The 17,835-nt window shown below is 71.6% G+C and carries 18 protein-coding genes; 7 read left to right on the forward strand and 11 right to left on the reverse strand.

What is annotated here, in order from left to right; genetic code table 11:
• Positions 1-155 precede the first annotated feature (155 nt).
• From IOE58_RS14865 to IOE58_RS08945, 7 genes are all read left to right on the forward strand, one after another.
• Complete coding sequence (locus IOE58_RS14865) at positions 156-1,640, forward strand: glycosyl hydrolase family 95 catalytic domain-containing protein (protein ID WP_431831697.1); 1,485 nt, start codon at positions 156-158, stop codon at positions 1,638-1,640.
• A 141-nt stretch (positions 1,641-1,781) separates the two neighbouring features.
• Positions 1,782-2,594: a DUF624 domain-containing protein gene (locus IOE58_RS08920; protein ID WP_193866044.1), complete on the forward strand. Its 813-nt coding sequence runs from the start codon at positions 1,782-1,784 to the stop codon at positions 2,592-2,594.
• Positions 2,595-2,677: 83 nt separating this feature from the next.
• On the forward strand, positions 2,678-4,165 hold the full coding sequence (locus IOE58_RS08925; RefSeq protein ID WP_193866045.1) for a malate:quinone oxidoreductase: 1,488 nt from the start codon (positions 2,678-2,680) through the stop codon (positions 4,163-4,165).
• Between the two features lie 41 nt (positions 4,166-4,206).
• Positions 4,207-5,001 (forward strand): (Fe-S)-binding protein, encoded by a 795-nt coding sequence (locus IOE58_RS08930; RefSeq protein ID WP_193866046.1) that lies wholly within the window; start codon positions 4,207-4,209, stop codon positions 4,999-5,001.
• A gap of 14 nt (positions 5,002-5,015) precedes the next feature.
• Positions 5,016-6,629: a lactate utilization protein B gene (locus IOE58_RS08935; protein ID WP_228019433.1), complete on the forward strand. Its 1,614-nt coding sequence runs from the start codon at positions 5,016-5,018 to the stop codon at positions 6,627-6,629.
• Complete coding sequence (locus IOE58_RS08940) at positions 6,626-7,366, forward strand: LutC/YkgG family protein (protein ID WP_193866047.1); 741 nt, start codon at positions 6,626-6,628, stop codon at positions 7,364-7,366. The genes IOE58_RS08935 and IOE58_RS08940 overlap by 4 nt, the downstream gene beginning before the upstream one ends.
• Complete coding sequence (locus IOE58_RS08945) at positions 7,363-8,346, forward strand: aldose 1-epimerase family protein (protein ID WP_193866048.1); 984 nt, start codon at positions 7,363-7,365, stop codon at positions 8,344-8,346. The genes IOE58_RS08940 and IOE58_RS08945 overlap by 4 nt, the downstream gene beginning before the upstream one ends.
• A 103-nt stretch (positions 8,347-8,449) precedes the next feature.
• Here IOE58_RS08945 and IOE58_RS08950 read toward each other — a convergent pair whose 3' ends face one another.
• The 11 genes from IOE58_RS08950 to folE form a co-directional block, all read right to left on the reverse strand.
• Positions 8,450-8,782: a histone-like nucleoid-structuring protein Lsr2 gene (locus tag IOE58_RS08950; RefSeq protein WP_193866049.1), complete on the reverse strand. Its 333-nt coding sequence runs from the start codon at positions 8,780-8,782 to the stop codon at positions 8,450-8,452.
• A 92-nt stretch (positions 8,783-8,874) separates the two neighbouring features.
• Positions 8,875-9,078: a hypothetical protein gene (locus IOE58_RS08955; RefSeq protein ID WP_193866050.1), complete on the reverse strand. Its 204-nt coding sequence runs from the start codon at positions 9,076-9,078 to the stop codon at positions 8,875-8,877.
• A gap of 1 nt (position 9,079) precedes the next feature.
• Positions 9,080-10,606 (reverse strand): lysine--tRNA ligase, encoded by a 1,527-nt coding sequence (lysS, locus tag IOE58_RS08960; RefSeq protein WP_193866051.1) that lies wholly within the window; start codon positions 10,604-10,606, stop codon positions 9,080-9,082.
• A gap of 44 nt (positions 10,607-10,650) precedes the next feature.
• A complete protein-coding gene (panC, locus tag IOE58_RS08965; RefSeq protein WP_193866052.1) occupies positions 10,651-11,535 on the reverse strand; it encodes a pantoate--beta-alanine ligase in 885 nt (294 codons plus the stop codon).
• A complete protein-coding gene (locus IOE58_RS08970; RefSeq protein WP_193866053.1) occupies positions 11,532-12,467 on the reverse strand; it encodes a Rossmann-like and DUF2520 domain-containing protein in 936 nt (311 codons plus the stop codon). The genes panC and IOE58_RS08970 overlap by 4 nt, the downstream gene beginning before the upstream one ends.
• Positions 12,464-14,110 carry a PH domain-containing protein gene (locus tag IOE58_RS08975; protein ID WP_193866054.1) on the reverse strand — a complete coding sequence of 549 codons (1,647 nt, stop codon included), beginning with the start codon at positions 14,108-14,110 and terminating at the stop codon, positions 12,464-12,466. Before IOE58_RS08975 ends, IOE58_RS08970 begins: the two co-directional genes overlap by 4 nt.
• Positions 14,107-14,799: a PH domain-containing protein gene (locus tag IOE58_RS08980; RefSeq protein ID WP_228019436.1), complete on the reverse strand. Its 693-nt coding sequence runs from the start codon at positions 14,797-14,799 to the stop codon at positions 14,107-14,109. The genes IOE58_RS08975 and IOE58_RS08980 overlap by 4 nt, the downstream gene beginning before the upstream one ends.
• A 117-nt stretch (positions 14,800-14,916) precedes the next feature.
• A complete protein-coding gene (locus IOE58_RS08985) occupies positions 14,917-15,426 on the reverse strand; it encodes a DUF3180 domain-containing protein (protein ID WP_193866056.1) in 510 nt (169 codons plus the stop codon).
• On the reverse strand, positions 15,423-16,367 hold the full coding sequence (gene folK / locus IOE58_RS08990; protein WP_193866057.1) for a 2-amino-4-hydroxy-6-hydroxymethyldihydropteridine diphosphokinase: 945 nt from the start codon (positions 16,365-16,367) through the stop codon (positions 15,423-15,425). Before folK ends, IOE58_RS08985 begins: the two co-directional genes overlap by 4 nt.
• Positions 16,364-17,263 (reverse strand): dihydropteroate synthase, encoded by a 900-nt coding sequence (gene folP / locus IOE58_RS08995; RefSeq protein ID WP_228019438.1) that lies wholly within the window; start codon positions 17,261-17,263, stop codon positions 16,364-16,366. The genes folK and folP overlap by 4 nt, the downstream gene beginning before the upstream one ends.
• Before the next feature lie 4 nt (positions 17,264-17,267).
• Positions 17,268-17,834, reverse strand: a complete 567-nt coding sequence (gene folE / locus IOE58_RS09000; protein ID WP_193866058.1) for a GTP cyclohydrolase I FolE — start codon at positions 17,832-17,834, stop codon at positions 17,268-17,270.
• Position 17,835 lies beyond the last annotated feature (1 nt).

Here is a 17,835-nt window from a genome sequence, read left to right on the forward strand (position 1 = left end):
GCTGGATCATCTCCACCGCCTCGCCCCCCTCGGTCATGCCGAGCTCGCCACTCGGGCGGAGGAGGCGCACCGCGAGCTCTACAAGCGGGTCGACCTGGACCTGGCCGCCCCTTCCGGCCCCACCCCTCCCGTACCGCGATCGCTCCCCGGCGGCCATGCCCACCACGGCGCAGCGCCTGGACGATCTGCGAGCCGATCCCGAGCACGCCGACGGGCCGGACCTGGTGGCCCTGCTCGCCCACATGGGCCGATACCTGCTGATCAGCGGCGGAGTGGGCGAGGGTCCCCCGCTGAACCTGCAGGGCATCTGGAACGAGTCGACCGCTCCCCCCTGGTTCAGCTACTACACCATCAACATCAACACGGAGATGAACTACTGGCCCTCCGGGCCCGGGCAGCTGCCCGAGGTGCTGCCCGCCCTGCGCACGTGGCTCGAGCTGCTGTCCCGGCAGGGTGAGCGCGTGGCGCGCGAGGTGTACGGCGCCCGCGGTTGGACCGCCCACCACAACTCGGACCGCTGGGGCTTCGCCGCCCCGGTCGGCGACGGCCAGGACCGCCCGCAGTGGTCGTTCTGGCCGCTCGGCGGGGCCTGGCTGACCAGCACCCTGGTGGACCTGCTGCGCTTCACCCCCGAGGGCCCGTCGCCCGCGGCAGCGCTGGCCGAGGGCGCCGCACGCTTCGTGCTGGACCTGCTGATCGAGCTGCCCGACGGAACGCTCGGCACCGCTCCCTCGACTTCACCGGAGAACCAGTTCGTGCTGCCGGACGGCACCGCGGGCGAGGTGCACGTGTCCACCACCAGCGACCTGGCGATCATCCGCCAGCTGCTGACGGACCTGCTGGAGATCTCCCGCACCACGGAGGTCGAGGAGGAGCTGCTGGAGCTGGCCGAGGCGGCGCTGTCCCGCCTGCCCGGCGAGCGCGTGCTGCCCTCCGGCCTGATCGCCGAGTGGTCCGACGACGAGCTGACTGACCTCGATCCCCACCACCGCCACCAGTCCCACCTGATCGGCGTGTACCCGGGGACGGGCCTGGACCCGCGTCGCGATCCTGCCCTCGGCCAGGCCGCCCGCTCCAGCCTGGTGGAGCGCGGCTTCGAGTCCACGGGCTGGTCGCTGGCCTGGCGGATCTGCCTTGCCGCCCGGCTGGAGGATGCCGAGCTGGGGCACCGCTTCCTGCAGCGGGCCCTGCACCGGGTGGATGCCGACGGCACCGATCCGGTCACCGGCGGCATCAGCGGCGGCGTGTACTCCTCCCTGCTGTGCGCCCACCCCCCGTTCCAGATCGACGGCAACTTCGGCGCTCTCGCCGGGGTCTGCGAGATGCTGCTGCAGTCCCACCGCGTGCAGGACGGCCACCGCGAGCTGTCCCTGCTGCCCGCGCTGCCCGCGGCCTGGTCCACCGGGCGTGCCCGCGGGCTGGGAGCCCGCGGGGGCGCGGTGGTGGACCTGGGCTGGACCCCGCAGCGGGTCGAGCTGGCAGTGCACCTGCCCTCCGGCGACCCCTCCGCTGACGACTACGTCGTGGAGCTCGACGGGGCCATGCATCCGCTGCCGACCCCGGAGCACGGCGTGGCCCGCCTGTCCCTGACCCGCACCACCGGCCAGGACCCTCACCTCCCCGGAAGAACCGGACGATGACCACCGAGCTGCGGTACTTCACCGATGCCGTGGGCGACCATGCCGTGGACTTCCTGCGCCGACATGCGGAGGCCAGCGCGGAGCAGGCAGGTACGGTGATCCGATGGCCAGGAAACAGGAGCGATCCGCCCCGCCCCCGGTGTGCACCATGACACCGCGCAGCGCGGCGTCACCCCGGAGCGTGACCTCACCCCAGAGCGCGACGACCGCCCAGGGCGTGACGTCACCGCTCAGCGCGACGCATCCGTCGGCCGCGATGCCGGGGGCCACCCGATGAGCCGCACCGACCACGGGGGCGGTCCCGCTCACGTCCCCGTCTGGGTGATCCGGTTCAACGAGGCCTTCGAGCGCGTCTACCTGGTGCTGCGGGTCAATGCGGCGTGGCTGGTGCTGACGCTGCTGGGCCTGGTGGTGCTGGGAGTGGCCCCGGCCAGCTGCGCCGCGGCCGATGCCTACATCTCCGGCCGCGAGGGCGACCGTGTACCGGTGTGGCGCACCATGTGGGCCTCCTACCGGTCCCAGATCGTGCGTGCCAACACCCGCATGCTGCCGCTGCTGGTGGTGCAGGGCGGAGCCCTGATGATGCTGTGGATCGTCATGGGCGGGGGTGCCGCCAGGCAGGCGATGACGGTGGTCCTCGCCTGCCTGGCCGTGATCAGCCTGTTCTGGGCCACCGTCAGCGCATCCGCACTCGCCGCGGTCCCGCGGGTGCGCCGCCAGGACCTCCTGGTGAGCTGGCGGATCTCGCTCCTGATACCGGGCGCCCTGCCGTTGCGGTCGGTGGGTCTGGGCCTGCTGCTGCTGGTGTGGGTGCTGCTGTGCTGGGCGCTGTGGCCGGTGGGCCTGCTGCTGGGGGCGGGAACGGCCGTGGACATCGCGGTGTCGCTGCTGGGTCGCCGCGGCGAGCGCCTGCTGGACGAGCTCGACCGCGCCTCCGCCGCGGCAGGCGGCTGAAGCACGGCCCGGCCGCGAGGACTACGCTTTGTGACAACGACGACCGCCCGACAGCGGGCGAGGAACCGAGGACAAGGGGAGACATGGCTGACCTGACGATGAGCGTCACCCGCACCGATGCGGTGCTGATCGGCGGCGGTATCGCCAGCGCCACCCTGGCCGCGCTGCTGACCGAGCTCGAGCCGGACTGGAGCATCCAGGTGGTCGAGAAGCTCGATGGCGTGGGCAAGGAGTCCTCCGACGGCTGGAACAACGCCGGCACCGGCCACAGCGCCCTGTGCGAGCTGAACTACACGCCGCAGGACGTGGACGGCTCGGTGAGCCCCGCCAAGGCGATCAACATCAACGAGCAGTTCCAGGTCTCCCGCCAGTTCTGGTCCTACCTGGTGGAGAACGACCGGATCGGCGATCCCGCCTCCTTCATCCGCTCGGTGCCGCACATGAGCTTCGTGCGAGGCATCGAGAACGTGGACTACCTGCGCCGGCGCCACCAGGCCCTGACCGCGAACCCGCTGTTCGACCGGATGGAGTTCAGCACCGAGCACTCCCGCCTGGCGGAGTGGGCCCCGCTGGTCTCCGAGGGCCGCCCGGTCACCGAGACCATTGCGGTGACCCGCTCCCCCGACGGCACAGACGTGGACTTCGGGACCCTCACCCGCCAGCTGCTGACCATGGCCTCCGGCCGGGGCACCTCGGTGGCCACCGGCTGGGAGGTCGTGGACCTGCGACGCATGGGCTCGGACTGGGGTGTGATGGCCCGCTCGGTGGACGGCAACGAGGTGAAGGTGTTCCGGGCCCCGTTCGTGTTCGTGGGCGCGGGAGGCGCGGCCCTGCCGCTGCTGCAGAAGTCCGGGATCGAGGAGATCCGCGGCTTCGGCGGCTTCCCGATCTCCGGGCAGTGGCTGCGCTGCACCAACCCCGAGGTGATCGAGCGTCACGACGCGAAGGTGTACGGCAAGGCCGCTGTGGGCGCCCCGCCGATGAGCGTGCCCCACCTGGACACACGCTTCATCGAGGGGCAGCGCTCCCTGATGTTCGGCCCGTACGCAGGCTGGTCCCCGAAGTTCCTCAAGACCGGCCGCTACACCGACCTGTTCGCCTCGGTCAAGCCCTCCAACGTCACCCAGATGCTCGCCGTGGCCCCGCCGAACCTGGACCTGATGACCTACCTGGCCTCGCAGCTGGCCGCCACCGGCCGCCAGCGCTTCGAGGCGCTGCGCGAGTACATGCCGCAGGCCCGTCCGGAGGACTGGGAGCCCGTCATCGCCGGACAGCGCGTCCAGGTGATCGCCCCCGACGCGGACAAGCACGGCGTGCTGCAGTTCGGCACCCAGATGATCACCTCCGCGGACGGCTCCATCGGCGGCATGCTGGGCGCCTCCCCCGGCGCCTCCACCTCCACCACCATCCTGCTGGACATGCTCACCGGGATGTTCCCGGACCGGGTGGACTCCTGGCGCGGCACCATCACCTCGATGGTGCCCAGCTGGGGCACACGCCTGAGCGATGACCCCCGTGCCGCGCACGAATCTCTCGAGCGCACCGCCGAGTCCCTCGGCCTGCGCCACTGACCACGCCCCGTCGCCGGGGCCAGATCTAGAGGAGGAACCGCATGCGCATCTCCCTGATGCCCACCTGTCTGGTGGACGTGATGACCCCGGACGTGGCCCGGTCCACCGTGATGCTCCTGGAGCGGCTGGGGCACGAGGTGGTCTTCGACCGCCGCCAGACCTGCTGCGGCCAGATGCACACCAACACCGGGTACTACAAGGAGGCCGCACCGGTGGTGCGCAGCTTCGTGGACACCTTCGAGTCGCAGCTGGAGGAGGTGGACGCGATCGTGATGCCCTCGGGCTCCTGCGCCGGCTGCGTGCGCGAGCAGCACCCCCTGGTGGCCCGCCACGAGGGCGATGCGGAGCTGGAGGAGCGCGCCGCGGCCGTGGCCGCCAAGACCTACGAGCTCTCGGAGCTGCTGGTGGACGTGCTCAAGGTGACCGATGTGGGCGCGTACTTCCCGCACACGGTGACCTACCACCCCACCTGCCACTCGATGCGGATCCTGAAGGTGGGCCCGCGCCCGCTGCGCCTGCTGCGCGCCGTGGAGGGCATCGAGGTGGTGAACCTGCCGCAGTCGGACACCTGCTGCGGCTTCGGCGGCACCTTCTCGGTCAAGAACGACGCCACCTCCGATGCGATGGTCACCGACAAGGCCGCCAACGTGGTGGCCAGCGGCGCGGAGTACGTGGTGGCCGGGGACGCCTCGTGCCTGATGAACATCGGCGGGAAGCTGCACCGGGAGCACGCGGGTGACTCCGCTCCCCGCGCGATCCACCTGGCGCAGATCCTCGCCTCCACGCGCGAGGAGCCGTTCGTGCCCTCCGGGACCATCCTGGGGAGGGCCTCATGAGCCGGGAGGGCCGCATGGACACCGTCGACCTCGGGATGCCGGCCGTGCGACCCCAGCACGCCTCCCCCTCCTCGCACCTGCGCGGCACCCGGGGCTTCCCCGCCGCCGCACGGGACGCCCTGGGGGACGAGGTGCTGCGGGGCAACCTCACCTACGCCACCGCCACCATCCAGGCCAAGCGCGCCTCGGTGGTGCGGGAGATGCGGGACTGGCAGAAGCTGCGTGATGCCGGCAGCGCCCTGAAGTGGCACGTCACCGATCACCTGCCCGAGCTGCTGGAGCAGCTGGAGGCTTCCGTGACCGCCGCCGGCGGCACCGTGCACTGGGCCCGTGACGCCGAGGAGGCCGGGGAGATCGTCACCCGGCTCACCCTCGAGCGCGGCGCCCAGGACGTGCTGAAGGTGAAGTCCATGGCCACCCAGGAGATCGGCCTGAACGAGACGCTGGCCCACGCAGGCGTGCGCGTGATCGAGTCGGACCTGGCCGAGCTGATCGTGCAGCTGGCCGGGGACGCCCCCAGCCACATCCTGGTCCCCGCGATCCACCGCAACCGCGCCCAGATCCGCGAGATCTTCCTGCAGGCCATGCCGGACATCGACCCCGAGATCACCGACGACCCGGCTGCCCTGGCCGGTGCCGCCCGTCGGTTCCTGCGCGAGCGGTTCCTGGACATGGAGCAGTCCGTGGCGATCTCCGGTGCGAACTTCGCCGTGGCCGACACCGGCACCCTGGTGGTGGTGGAGTCCGAGGGCAACGGCCGCATGTGCCTGACCCTGCCCCGCACCCTGATCTCGGTGGTGGGGATCGAGAAGATCGTGCCCAGCTTCCAGGACCTCGAGGTGTTCCTGCAGCTGCTGCCGCGCTCCTCCACCGGTGAGCGCATGAACCCGTACACCACCCTGTTCACCGGGGTGGCCGAGGGGGACGGCCCGCAGGAGTTCCACCTGGTGCTGCTGGACAACGGCCGCAGTGCGGTGCTGGAGGACCCCGAAGGCCGCTCGGCCCTGCACTGCATCCGCTGCTCCGCCTGCCTGAACGTGTGCCCCGTGTACCAGCGCACGGGCGGCCATGCCTACGGTTCCACCTACCCGGGCCCGATCGGGGCGATCCTGTCCCCGCAGATGACCGGCGTGAGCGACCCGGAGGATCCCAACGCGACCCTGCCGTACGCCTCCAGCCTGTGCGGGGCCTGCTACGACGTGTGCCCCGTGAAGATCGACATCCCCTCGATCCTGGTGCACCTGCGGGCCAAGGAAGTCGATCAGCGCCGGGAGGCCCGCGGGCAGTTCCGCGGCACCTGGGACGTGGCCATGAAGGGTGCCGGCCGCCTGATGTCCTCCCCGCGGGCCTACGACGCCGCGGTGCGCTCGGCCGGTCCCCTCTCCCGGGTGCTCCCCGGGGAGAACATCGGTCGCCTGCCCGGGGTGCTCCCCCTGGTGCCCGGGTGGACGGACCACCGGGACCTCCCGCATCCCGGGCAGTCCTTCCGCTCGTGGTGGGCCGCCAGGGAGAAGCACAGCGCAGCGACGGATCAGCAGCCCGGTGCCCGCGATGAGCCGGAGCAGCCGAAGGCCCCGCGCTCCGGAAGCGGCACCGACCGCACCGCGCAGAACGGAGGGGAAGCATGAGCACCTGGGACGACCGCCGCCCCGCGCGCACCCCGGGGATGAGCGCCAAGGAGGAGATCCTGGCGCGCGTGCGCACCGCGCTGGCCGCACCCCGCCGCGATGACGTCACCACATACGCCGACGTGCCGCGCGCCTACCAGCGGGCGGACGACAAGCAGGAGACCGGCACCGACCCCGGCAAGGTGCGCGACGTGCTGGTGCAGCGACTCGAGGACTACACCACGGTGGTGCACCGCACCACCGAGCCCGCTGCCGCGGCGGCGATCGCGCAGGCCCTAGACGGCGCCGGCAGCGTCGTGGTCCCCCGCGGGATCCCCGGGGAATGGACCCAGGGCCTGGATGCGCAGCTGCTGACCGACGACGGGACTCTCAGCGCGCACCAGCTCGACGAGGTCGACGCGGTGCTCACCGGTTGCCACACGGCCATCGCACTGACCGGCACCCTGGTGCTGCGCGGGGACGAGCTGTGCGGTCGTCGCGCGATCACCCTGGTCCCCGATCGCCACGTGGTGGTGGTGCGGGCCGAGCAGGTGGTGCTGGGGGTGCCCAAGGGCATCGAGCGCATGGGCGAGGATCCTGGCGCGCCCTGGACCATGATCTCCGGGCCCAGCGCCACCAGCGACATCGAGCTGGACCGCGTCGAGGGCGTGCACGGCCCGCGGCGCCTCGAGGTGGTGCTGATCGAGCCCGAGCAGCCCGCCGGTGACGAACCGAGCACGAAGGAGAAGCAGGGATGAGCGAGACCTCCCCGTCCACACCCGCCGCCACGCCCCCGGCCGCTGCGGCGACCCCCGTGACCGCCGCCCGCGCCCGCGGCGAGGAGCTGACCCTCAGCGCGGGCCCCTACACCGCCGTCGTCTCCACCGTCGGCGCCACCCTGGAGTCCCTCACCGTCGATGGCCGCGACCTGCTGGTGCGCAGCCCGGAGCAGGGCCCGATGCTGCACTACCGCGGCGCCGTGGTGGCCCCCTGGCCCAATCGCATCGGCGATGGGGCGTACACCTGGGACGGCCAAAAGCTGCAAGTGCCCATCAACGAGGTCGAGCGCGGCAATGCGCTGCACGGCCTGCTGTGCTTCCAGGCGTACACTCCGGCAGCGGTCTGCGAGGACGAGGTGGTGCTGCGCACCCAGCTGATGCCCACCACCGGGTACCCCTTCCAGCTCCTGATGACCGTGCGCTACACCCTGGATGCCGAGACGGGGCTCAGCTGCACCGTCACCGCCCGGAACCTCGGGGCCGAGGACGCCCCCTACGGGGTGTGCCCCCACCCCTACCTGGTGGCCGGCCCGGAGCCGCTGGAGGAGTGGTCCCTGCAGGCGGGACTGGGCACCGTGCTCACCGTCACCGAGGATCGCCTGCTGCCCACCGGCACCGCACCGGTGGAGCGAGACGGCGAGTTCGACTTCACCCAACCGCGCGTGATCGGTGACCAGGCCATCGACCATGCCTTCACCGACCTGGAGCGCGACGAGCACGGCATGTTCGTGGTGCGGGTGACCGCACCGGGCGGGACCGGCGTGCAGCTCACGGCCGGGGCCGAGTGCACCTGGCTGCAGCTGCACACGGCGGACCGTCCGGAGCCGGAGAACAACCGGGTGGGGCTGGCGGTCGAGCCGATGACCTGCCCTCCGGACGCCTTCCGCTCCGGGACCGACGTGGTGCGCCTCTCCCCCGGCGCCGAGCACGCCGCCTCCTGGTCGATCCGGGGCTGGTGAGCGCACCGGCACGGAGCCTGTGGCGCGCACCAGCTCGGCACGCGCGACGACGAAGGCCCGTCACCACGGATGGTGACGGGCCTTCTGTTGGCATCGGGGACGGTCAGTTCCCCTGCGCCGCGTAGTAGGCGGAGCGGATCTCGCTGGAGATACGGCCGCGGTCGGAGACCTCGTAGCCGTTGGAGCGGGCCCACTCGCGGATGCGGGGGGTGTCGTTCGAGCTGCCGGATCCGGCACTGCCGGCGCCGCGGGAGCGACGGCCGCCCACCCGGCGGGCCTTCTCGACCCAGGTGCCCAGCTCGCCGCGCAGCTTGGCGGCATTGTCCTCGGACAGATCGATCTCGTAGGCCACGCCGTCCAGGGCGAAGCTCACCGTCTCCGCTGCCTTCTCGCCGTCGATGTCGTCGATCAGTTCCACGTAGGTCTTACGCGCCATTCCGGTTCTCCCTCGTCGCTCAGAAACAGGGGCGGTACGTCCCTGCGCCGGTTCGGCCAGCTCGCTCATTATGTATTCCTTCGGCGCTGAGATCAATCTGTGGATGTAATGGTGGGATCATCATCCCCTTTTTCACGGGCGCGCCGCTGCGCCAGGTATTCCTTCTCGGCCTGTTTATCGGCCTCCCGCTCGGAGCGATCGGCCCTCAGGATGGAGCGCATCACGAACCAGAACAGCAGTCCCACGCCGATCGACGGCACCAGCGCGCCGGCCTCGAACCAGAATCCTTCACCCACCTCACGCCTCCGGCTTCACGAGCGGGAACAGGACGGTCTCGCGAATGCCCAGCCCGGTGAGCGCCATGAGCAGGCGGTCCACGCCCATTCCCATGCCGCCCGTGGGCGGCAGGGCGTACTCCATGGCCTCCAGGAAGTCCTCGTCCAGACGCATCGCCTCGTCGTCGCCCTGGGCGGCGAGCGCGGCCTGCTGGGCGAAGCGCTCGCGCTGGATCACCGGATCGACGAGCTCGGAGTACCCGGTGCCCAGCTCGAAGCCGCGCACGTACAGGTCCCACTTCTCCACCACGCCGGGCGTGGAGCGATGGGCGCGCACCAGCGGGCTGGTCTCCACCGGGAAGTCCCGCACGAAGGTGGGCGCGTGCAGGTGATCGCCCACCCGGTGCTCGAACAGCTCCTCGACCAGCTTGCCGTGGCCGTACTTGGGGTGGTCGAGGTCCAGGCCCAGGGAGCGCCCCACCTGGCGCAGCTGCTCCGGGGTGGTCTCCGGCGTGATCTCCTGCCCCAGCGACTCCGAGAGCGAGCCGTACACGGTGATCTTCTGCCAGTCCCCCGAGAGGTCGTACTCGGATCCGTCGGCAAGGGTGACCACCTGGGAGCCGGTGGCCGCCTCGGCGGCCTCCTGCACCAGCTCCCGGGTGAGGTCGCCGATCGTGTCGTAGTCCCCGTAGGCCTGGTACGCCTCGAGCATGGAGAACTCCGGCGAGTGCGTGGAATCTGCACCCTCGTTGCGGAAATTGCGATTGATCTCGAACACCCGCTCCATACCGCCCACGGCTGCGCGCTTGAGGAACAGCTCGGGAGCGATCCGCAGGTACAGATCCAGATCGAACGCATTCATATGCGTCACGAAGGGGCGCGCCGCCGCACCGGAGGGAATCACCTGGAGCATCGGCGTCTCCACCTCGACGAAATCGCGGCGGTGGAAGGACTCGCGCAGGGAATGCATGACCCGGGAACGCAGTCGAGCCGTGTCCCGCGCATCCTGCCGCACGATCAGGTCGACGTAACGACGGCGCACCCGCGATTCCTCAGAGAGCTCCGCGTGCAGAACGGGAAGGGGGCGCACTGCCTTGGCGGCCATCTGCCAGGAATCGGCGAACACGCTCAGCTCACCGCGCCGGGAGGATCCCACCGTGCCGTGGAAGAACACGTGATCGCCCAGATCCACATCGGCCTTCAGATCGGCCAGCCGCTCGGCCCCCACCTTCGCCTGGGACAGCATGATCTGCAGGCGCCGCCCCTCACCGTCCTGCACGGTGACGAACGCCAGCTTGCCCGTGTTGCGCTGGAACACGACGCGGCCGGCCACACCGACCTCGTCCTCAGTCTCCTGACCGGCTTCGAGGTGCCCGTACCGCTCGCGCACGGACGCGATCGTGGTGGTGACCGGCACGGAGACGGGGTAGGCCTCCTCCCCGCGCTCGAGCAGCCGCTCCCGCTTGGCCCTGCGCACCGCGACCTGGTCGGACGTGTCGACCGGCTCGGGGGTGTCGACGGAGTCGGGGGTCTGGGGATCTGCACTCATGGCGGCGATTGTCTCAGAACCTCGCCGACTGGTGCGCTTCGGCCTCAGGGCTCTGTCGTCTGCACCACAGCCGCGTCCAGCAGGCGGGTGCCGTCCACCCAGCCGGCGAGCATCACCAGGGTGGGGCCGCGGTGGTCGGGGGCGACCAGTCGCAGTGTGGCCGGGTCCAGGGCCAGGGCGTAGTCGAAGCGCAGCCCGGCGGTGCGCGGTGAGTACGGAGCCGTCCCCGACGTCGCCTGCTCGAGCACGCGTAGCACACCGCTGAGGGAGGGGGCCGCCTCCCGTGCGGCGGCGATGGTGGCGGACAGCCCCAGGGCGTGGCCCCGGCCCTCCTCGCTCAGGAACAGGTTGCGGCTCGAGCGGGCCAGGCCCTCGGGCTCACGCTGGATGTCCACCGGTTCGATGCGCACCGGCAGGTCGAGATCGTTCACCAGGGACTGGACGATGGCGAGCTGCTGGGCGTCCTTGCGGCCGAACACGGCGATGTCGGGAGTGGTGAGGTTCAGCAGCTTGGTGACCACAGTCGCCACGCCGTTGAAGTGGCCGGGCCGGGAGGCGCCCTCGTAGAGGGTGGCGATCTCGCCCGCGGTGACGCTGACCATCGGCGGCAGCGTCGGGTACATCTCCTCGGTGGCGGGCGCGAACACCAGGTCCACCATGCCGTCCACCATCGCCAGGTCACCCTCGAGGTCCCGGGGGTAGGCGTCGAAGTCCTCGCCGGGCCCGAACTGCAGGGGATTGACGAAGTCGGTGAGGATCACGTGGTCGGCGAGCTCGCGGGCACGCTCGATGAGCATCAGGTGCCCCTCGTGCAGCGACCCCATGGTCATCACCACCGCGACCGTGCCGTCCATGGCGGCGCGGCGCTCACGCAGATGCTGCTTGGTGCGCACCACGGTGGTGGTGCGGTTGCTCCCGGTCTCGGTCATCGATCCTCCGTCGCTGCGTCCTGGTCCGGGCCCTCGCCGGCATCGGGCGCGGCTGCATCCAGCAGCTGCTGGATCGCGTGTGCCACCTCGGGGGCCAGTCCCGCGCGGGCCAGTGTCGCCCGTGCCAGAGCACGATACGTCGCCGCGGTGTCACCGCGCGCACCGCGCACCGCGGTGGCATCGAGATCCCCGAGCGCCTCCAGGTGGGCGGCCACCGTTCCGGCGTCGCCGCGGACGACGGGTCCGGTCAGGGCCGCGGAGCCGCGGCGCAGGGACTCGTCCAGGGCGGCCTCCAGCAGGGGGCGCAGATAGGCTCCGGGGTTGTCGATCCCCAGGCGCGAGAGCGCATCGAGAGCCTGGTCCACCAGCACCACCAGGTGGTTGGCGCCGTGGGCGAGGGCTGCGTGGTAGAGCGGCCGATCGCCCTCGGGAAGCACGGTGGCCTCCCCGCCCAGCTCGACCACCAGCGCGGCGGCGACGGGCAGGAATGCCTGCTCCGCGGTGATCGCCATCGGGCAGCCCACCAGGCGGGCCAGGTCGTCGCGGGTTCCGGTGAAGGTCATGGCGGGATGGATCGCGAGGGTGGCGCAGCCGGCCCTGGCCAGGGGTGCCAGCACCCCGATGCCGTGGCTGCCGGAGGTGTGCACCACCAGCTGCCCTCCCGGGGCCAGTCCCGTGGTGGCGATCCCGCTGACCAGCGGCCCCAGCTGGTCGTCGGGGACGGCCAGCAGCAGCATCTCGCTGCGCTCCACGATGGCGGGCACATCCAGCAGGGGCACCCGAGGAAGGAGCTCCTGGGCACGGGCACGGGACGCGTCGGAGACGGCGTAGGCACCGGTGATGCCGTGCCCCTCGGCGCGCAGGGCAGCGCCGAGCACAGCACCCACCCTGCCGGCGCCGATCACCCCGATCCCCAGGCGCGGGGCGCTCATCTCCCGGTCTCCTGCCCGGCGCCTGACGACGCCGACAGCGCCAGAGCGGGTTCGCGCCAGGTGGAGCGGTCGCTGTAGCGACGGGAGGTGGCGGCATCGTGGGCCAGCACGGCGTGCAGGTGTCGGGCCGCTTCACGGGGCAGGTCACCGATGGTCTCCGTGTGACCGGCCACCCCCACCTTGAGATCGAGGGACCGGAGTCGACGCGCGAAGGGGTCGTCCTCGATCGCGACCTGCTGGATGCGGTCGCGGGGGATGATCACGAGCTTGCGGGCCAGCAGGCCGTGGCGCTGGATCAGGACCCCCGGCAGCAGTACCACGACCTGGGTGCGGCGGGAATACCACTGCAGGCGATGCGGCGCGCGCAGCCCGTCGATGTCGCGGGCGGGGGCGGTGAGCAGGTGCTCGAGGGTGGCCATGTCGTCGGCGGTGCCCAGGGTGGGTGCGAGGTGCCCGAGGGTCAGCCACAGCTCCTCGCGAGTGCCGACAGGCAGAACGTTGGAGGCCTCGTTGCTGTCGTCGCCGATACCGGCCACGGTGACGCTGACGGAGGTCCAGCCGGGTGAGCGCCACAGCAGGGGCCGTTTCAGGGCGAAGCGCTGGATGCGGCCGGTGGCGATGTTGTCGGTGCGGGTGTTCAGCAGACCGCGACGCATCCGCAGGCCCCGGTCGGTGATGCGGGAGACAAAGCCCCAGCCACCCTCGATCCGACCGAACACGTACTTGGGCAGGGCGATCAGCGCCGGCAGCAGCGCGATCAGGGAGGCGAAGGCGAAGCCGTCCTGCCAGATGCCCAGCCCGATGGCGACGATCCCGCCGATGATTCCGAACACGATGCTGAGCAGGAAGTCGGCGTCGCGAACGAGCGAATGGACCAGGCGCTGGGTGGGGATCTCGGCGATCAGCTCACCGTCCTCCACCTCGCCCTTCAGCAGCTTCCGCAGCGGGTCAGGGGCGCTGGCCGGCGGGGCGCTGGCCGGCGGGGCGCCGTCGGCCGACGGCTCCTGGTCCGCGTCCGTCAGATCCCCGGGGGCCGTCGGAGTGCTCGCGGCGTCCACCTGCCGGGGGTCCACCCCGGCGGCGACCGCGAGGATACGGGTGCGCAGCTCCTCGGCGTCCGCGGCACGCACGTACTCGATGTCGAGGTAGGACTCCCCTCCCCCGGCGACCTCCACCCTCACCTTGGACAGGCCCAGCAGGCGAGCGAGGAACGGGCGTTCCACGGTGACCGATTCGATCTTCTCGCGGGGAGCGAACTCGCGGGACTTGCTCAGCAGCCCCTTGTGCAGCGCCACCCCGGACTCGTCCACCGCATAGGTGGTGAACCACCAGGACAGGGCCGACGCCACCACCGCGATCACTACGGCGACGACCAGGATGCCGAGTGCCGCCAGGGCGCGACCCCAGGTGAAGTCGCCGGCCAGGCGCGCAATGTTCTGGGCGGTGAGGACAGCGACGATGCCCACCACGATCTTCCAGCCCGTCACCAGCGGGGTGATGGGGTGGGTGCGGCGGTGCGCGATGGTGGCTGCCTCGGAGCCTGTCGCCGGGTTGTCGTCCGGGCCGATGGTGGTCTGATGGCTCGGGCCGGCGGTCGCCTCGGTCCCCGGGCCGGCGGTCGGCTCGGTGCCGGGGGCGGTCACAGCGCCGCCATGGTGTCGATGCCGCGGCGGGTGAGCAGCTCGCGCAGCCGCTCGGCCTCCTCCTTGGGAAGGCCCGGCAGGGTCTCGCCCGCGTCTGCGGCGGTGGTGAAGCTGATCTTGGCCAGGCCGTAGGAGCGGTCCACGGGTCCCTCGTCGATCTTCACCGATTGGATGCGGCCGTACGGCACGGTGACGACATTGCGGAACATGAGTCCGGAGGCGACGATCAGCTCGTCCTCACCGTCGAGGTAGCCGATGGCGCGGACCCGGCGCGGGGTGAACAGCAGCCCCTGCACCACGGTGATGGCGGGGATCACGGCGACCAGGCCCAGCCACCACCAGCCCTGCCACCACCACAGCACCAGGCAGGCGGCGATCATCAGCACCCCGGTCACGTACCCGGGGATGCCTGCGATGTAGCGAGCGGGAATCAGCTTCGGGGAGACGGGCTTCAGCCCGCTTGCGCCGATGCGGGGGCCGTCGTCGGTGACGATCGGGACCGGAGGATCCGACGGCTCGCGATCCGACGGCTCGCGATCCGATGACTCAGAACGAGGCCCCGGCTTCTGCGCGGCCTCAAGACGGCGTTCGGAAACCCGCGGCATCGGGGCGGGGCCGCGCTGCGTCTCGACCGGGACCTGCAGCTGCGACTCCGGCGGTTCGACGAACTCTCGAGGAGGTTGGTTCATGGCATCCATGGTCGCACTCGGAGCGCTCGTGGACCTCCGCCGCAGGTCGGCCACCTCACCCGCGTTTGGTCGATCTCTCACCGGGAGCGGATCGACCGCTCGTCCGGTGCGCCGCCGTCAGCCGCTCGCCTCGGCGCCCTCGACACCGCCGTCACCGTCCTCCGGGGGAAGCTTGCCCCACCGCTCCACCAGCACGCCGAGCACGCCCAGTGCGAGACCGGCCACCGCCGCGGCCGCCGTGGGAAGGACAGCGTCCCACGGGTCACCGGTACCGCTGACCAGGAGGAACAGGGCCTGACCGGTGAAGATCCCGCCCACCAGGGCCCCGGTGTAGGCGCAGGCCCGCGCCAGCAGCACGGTGCGGAAGGCGGTGGGAAGGTCGATCTGGTGCCTGCGCGGCGCGAGCGAGGGGTGCAGGGAGCGCTCCTCGCTCTCCTGCATGTAGCGCCGCAGCGGCAGTCCGTACGCGAGCAGCACGGCGCTCAGGATGGCGAGCACCCCTGCGGTGAGCCAACCCGTCACCGGCACCGAGTGCCCGCGCGCCGCCAGGGTGTTCATCATCTGTGCGCCGAACACGGCGGCCAGCACGGCGATGACGACCAGCACCGGGATGTTGAGCGGTCTCACGGCCGGTCGAATCCTTCCACGGCGGGCCCGGGGCGCAGTCCGTCGCGGTCGGCCGCCGCCGCGAGCAGGTCGCCGACGGGGCCATGCCCGGGCAGCTCGGCCTTGGGGCGGGCCGCGTGCCAGGGAGCGAGCACGAAGGCGCGCTCATGGGCGCGGGGATGCGGGAGGGTGAGCTCCGGGTCCTCCAGCCGCATCGGACCGTAGGTGATCACGTCGACGTCCAGCGTGCGCGGGCCCCAGTGCTCGCGCCGCTCGCGCCGGGCGTGGCGCTCGGCGGACTGCGCGGCGGCCAGCAGCTCGAAGGGCCCCAGAACGGTGTGCACGCCGATCGCGGAGTTGAGGTAGGCGCCCTGCTCGGGACCGCCCACGGGATCGGTCTCGAGCACCGGTCCGGTCCACGCGATCTCCAGGCCGTCGGTGGACTCGAGCACGGTGAGGGCGCGTTGGAGGTGCTGCGGGCGGTCCCCCAGGTTGGTGCCGAGGGCCAGCACGGCCTCGACGGGAGACGCGTGGCGCGTGATCCTCACCCGGACGTCCTCGAAGGGGATCCCCACGGGGGCGGAGGGCTTGTGCACGGTGACCTGCACGCGCCGTAGCAACGGATGCGCCTGGAGCGCGCCGGAGGCGATGCGCTCGGCGAGGGTCTCGATCAGGTCGCGAGCGCCGGTGGTGATCTCCCTCTGCACGAGCTGGGCGATCTCGGCGTAGTTCACGGTGCGGGACAGGGCGTCGGTGCGGCCGGCGGGGCCGGTGGACAGGCCCAGGGCCACATCCACCACGAACTCCTGGCCGATCTGCTTCTCCTGCTCCAGCACCCCGTGGTGGCCCCAGCCGCGCAGACCGGTCAGCTCGATCACGTCGAGCTCGCCCGCGCCGCGGAGGCGAGCCTGCTCATCGCCCGGTCGTGCGGGCTCTGCGCCGGGTGCGTCCTGTCCGGTCACCGTCGGCTCCTCGCGGCCCTGGCACGGCGCAGCCGGTCCCCCACCCGCACGGCGGCGAGGGAACCGGGGACCTCGTGGACGCGCACCGCCCAGGCTCCGTGCTCGGCGCTGTAAGCACTGACGGCAGCGGTAGCGGCATCCCGGTCCACGTCCAGCGTCCCCAGGAAGCGCTTGCGGGAGGCTCCGACGAGGATCGGCAGCCCGTGCTCGGCGATCGCCTCCCAGTGGGCCAGCACCTCCCAGTTCTGCTCGCCCGTCTTGGAGAAGCCCAGCCCGGGGTCGACCACCAGGAAGCGGTCCTCCACCCCGGCCTCCCGCAGTGCGTGCAGACGCTCGGCGAGCTCGGCGGCGCTGTCGCGCGCCACGTCCGCGTAGTTGGCCATGCCTGTCATCACGTCACTGTGCCCGCGCCAGTGCATGGCCACGAACACCGGCGGGGTGCCCAGGCGTGTGCGCAGCCGGGCGGCCTCCCGGCCCATCTCGGCATCGGCGAGTCCCGCGGAGACGTCGTTGATGATCAGTGCACCCGCCTCGACGCAGGCGGCGGCGACGGAGGCCCGCATGGTGTCCACGCTGACCACATGACCGTCCTCGGCGAGGGCGCGCACCACGGGCACCACGCGCCGCAGCTCTTCGTCCTCCTCGACACGGGGGGCACCGGGCCGGGTGGACTCACCGCCCACGTCGATGATCGCCGCACCCTGGGCGGCCAGCAGGCGTCCGTGCGCGACGGCCTCGGCGGTGCCGCTGTGCTCGCCGCCGTCGGAAAAGGAGGCCGGTGTGACGTTGAGGATGCCCATCACCAGGGTGCCCTGCCCGTCCAGCTGCGAGGGCAGACCGGCGGGCCGACGCCGCTGCGTCGGCGCACCTGCTGTGATCGGCTCAGCCCCGGTCATCGGCTCAGCCCCGGCTGATCAGGGTCATGGCCTCGGCGCGGGTGGTGGCGCTGTCGCGCAGCATCCCGCGCACGGCACTGGTGACGGTGCGGGCGCCATCGGCCCGCACCCCCCGCATGGACATGCACATGTGCTCGGCCTCGATCACCACGATCGCCCCGGCCGCGCTCAGCTGCTTCATCAGCGCATCGGCGATCTGGGTGGTGATGCGCTCCTGCACCTGGGGGCGCCGCGCGTACACGTGGACCAGGCGGGCCAGCTTGCTCAGACCGGTCACCGTGCCGTTGCCGGGGATGTAGCCCACGTGGGCGACGCCGAAGAAGGGCAGCAGATGGTGCTCGCACATCGAGTGGAAGCGGATGTCCCGCACCAGCACCAGTTCCTGGTGGTCGATGTCGAAGGTGGTCGACAGCGGCTGCTCGGCATCCTCCTCCAGGCCCTGGAACACCTCGGCGTACATTCGGGCCACTCGCGCGGGCGTCTCGCGCAGACCGTCCCGATCCGGGTCCTCCCCCAGCCCGGCGAGGATCTCCCGCACGGCCGCGGCGATGCGCTGCTGGTCGATGGCCATC

Origin of the sequence: Brachybacterium epidermidis (genome assembly GCF_015209585.1) — a bacterium.
GTDB lineage: Bacteria > Actinomycetota > Actinomycetes > Actinomycetales > Dermabacteraceae > Brachybacterium > Brachybacterium epidermidis.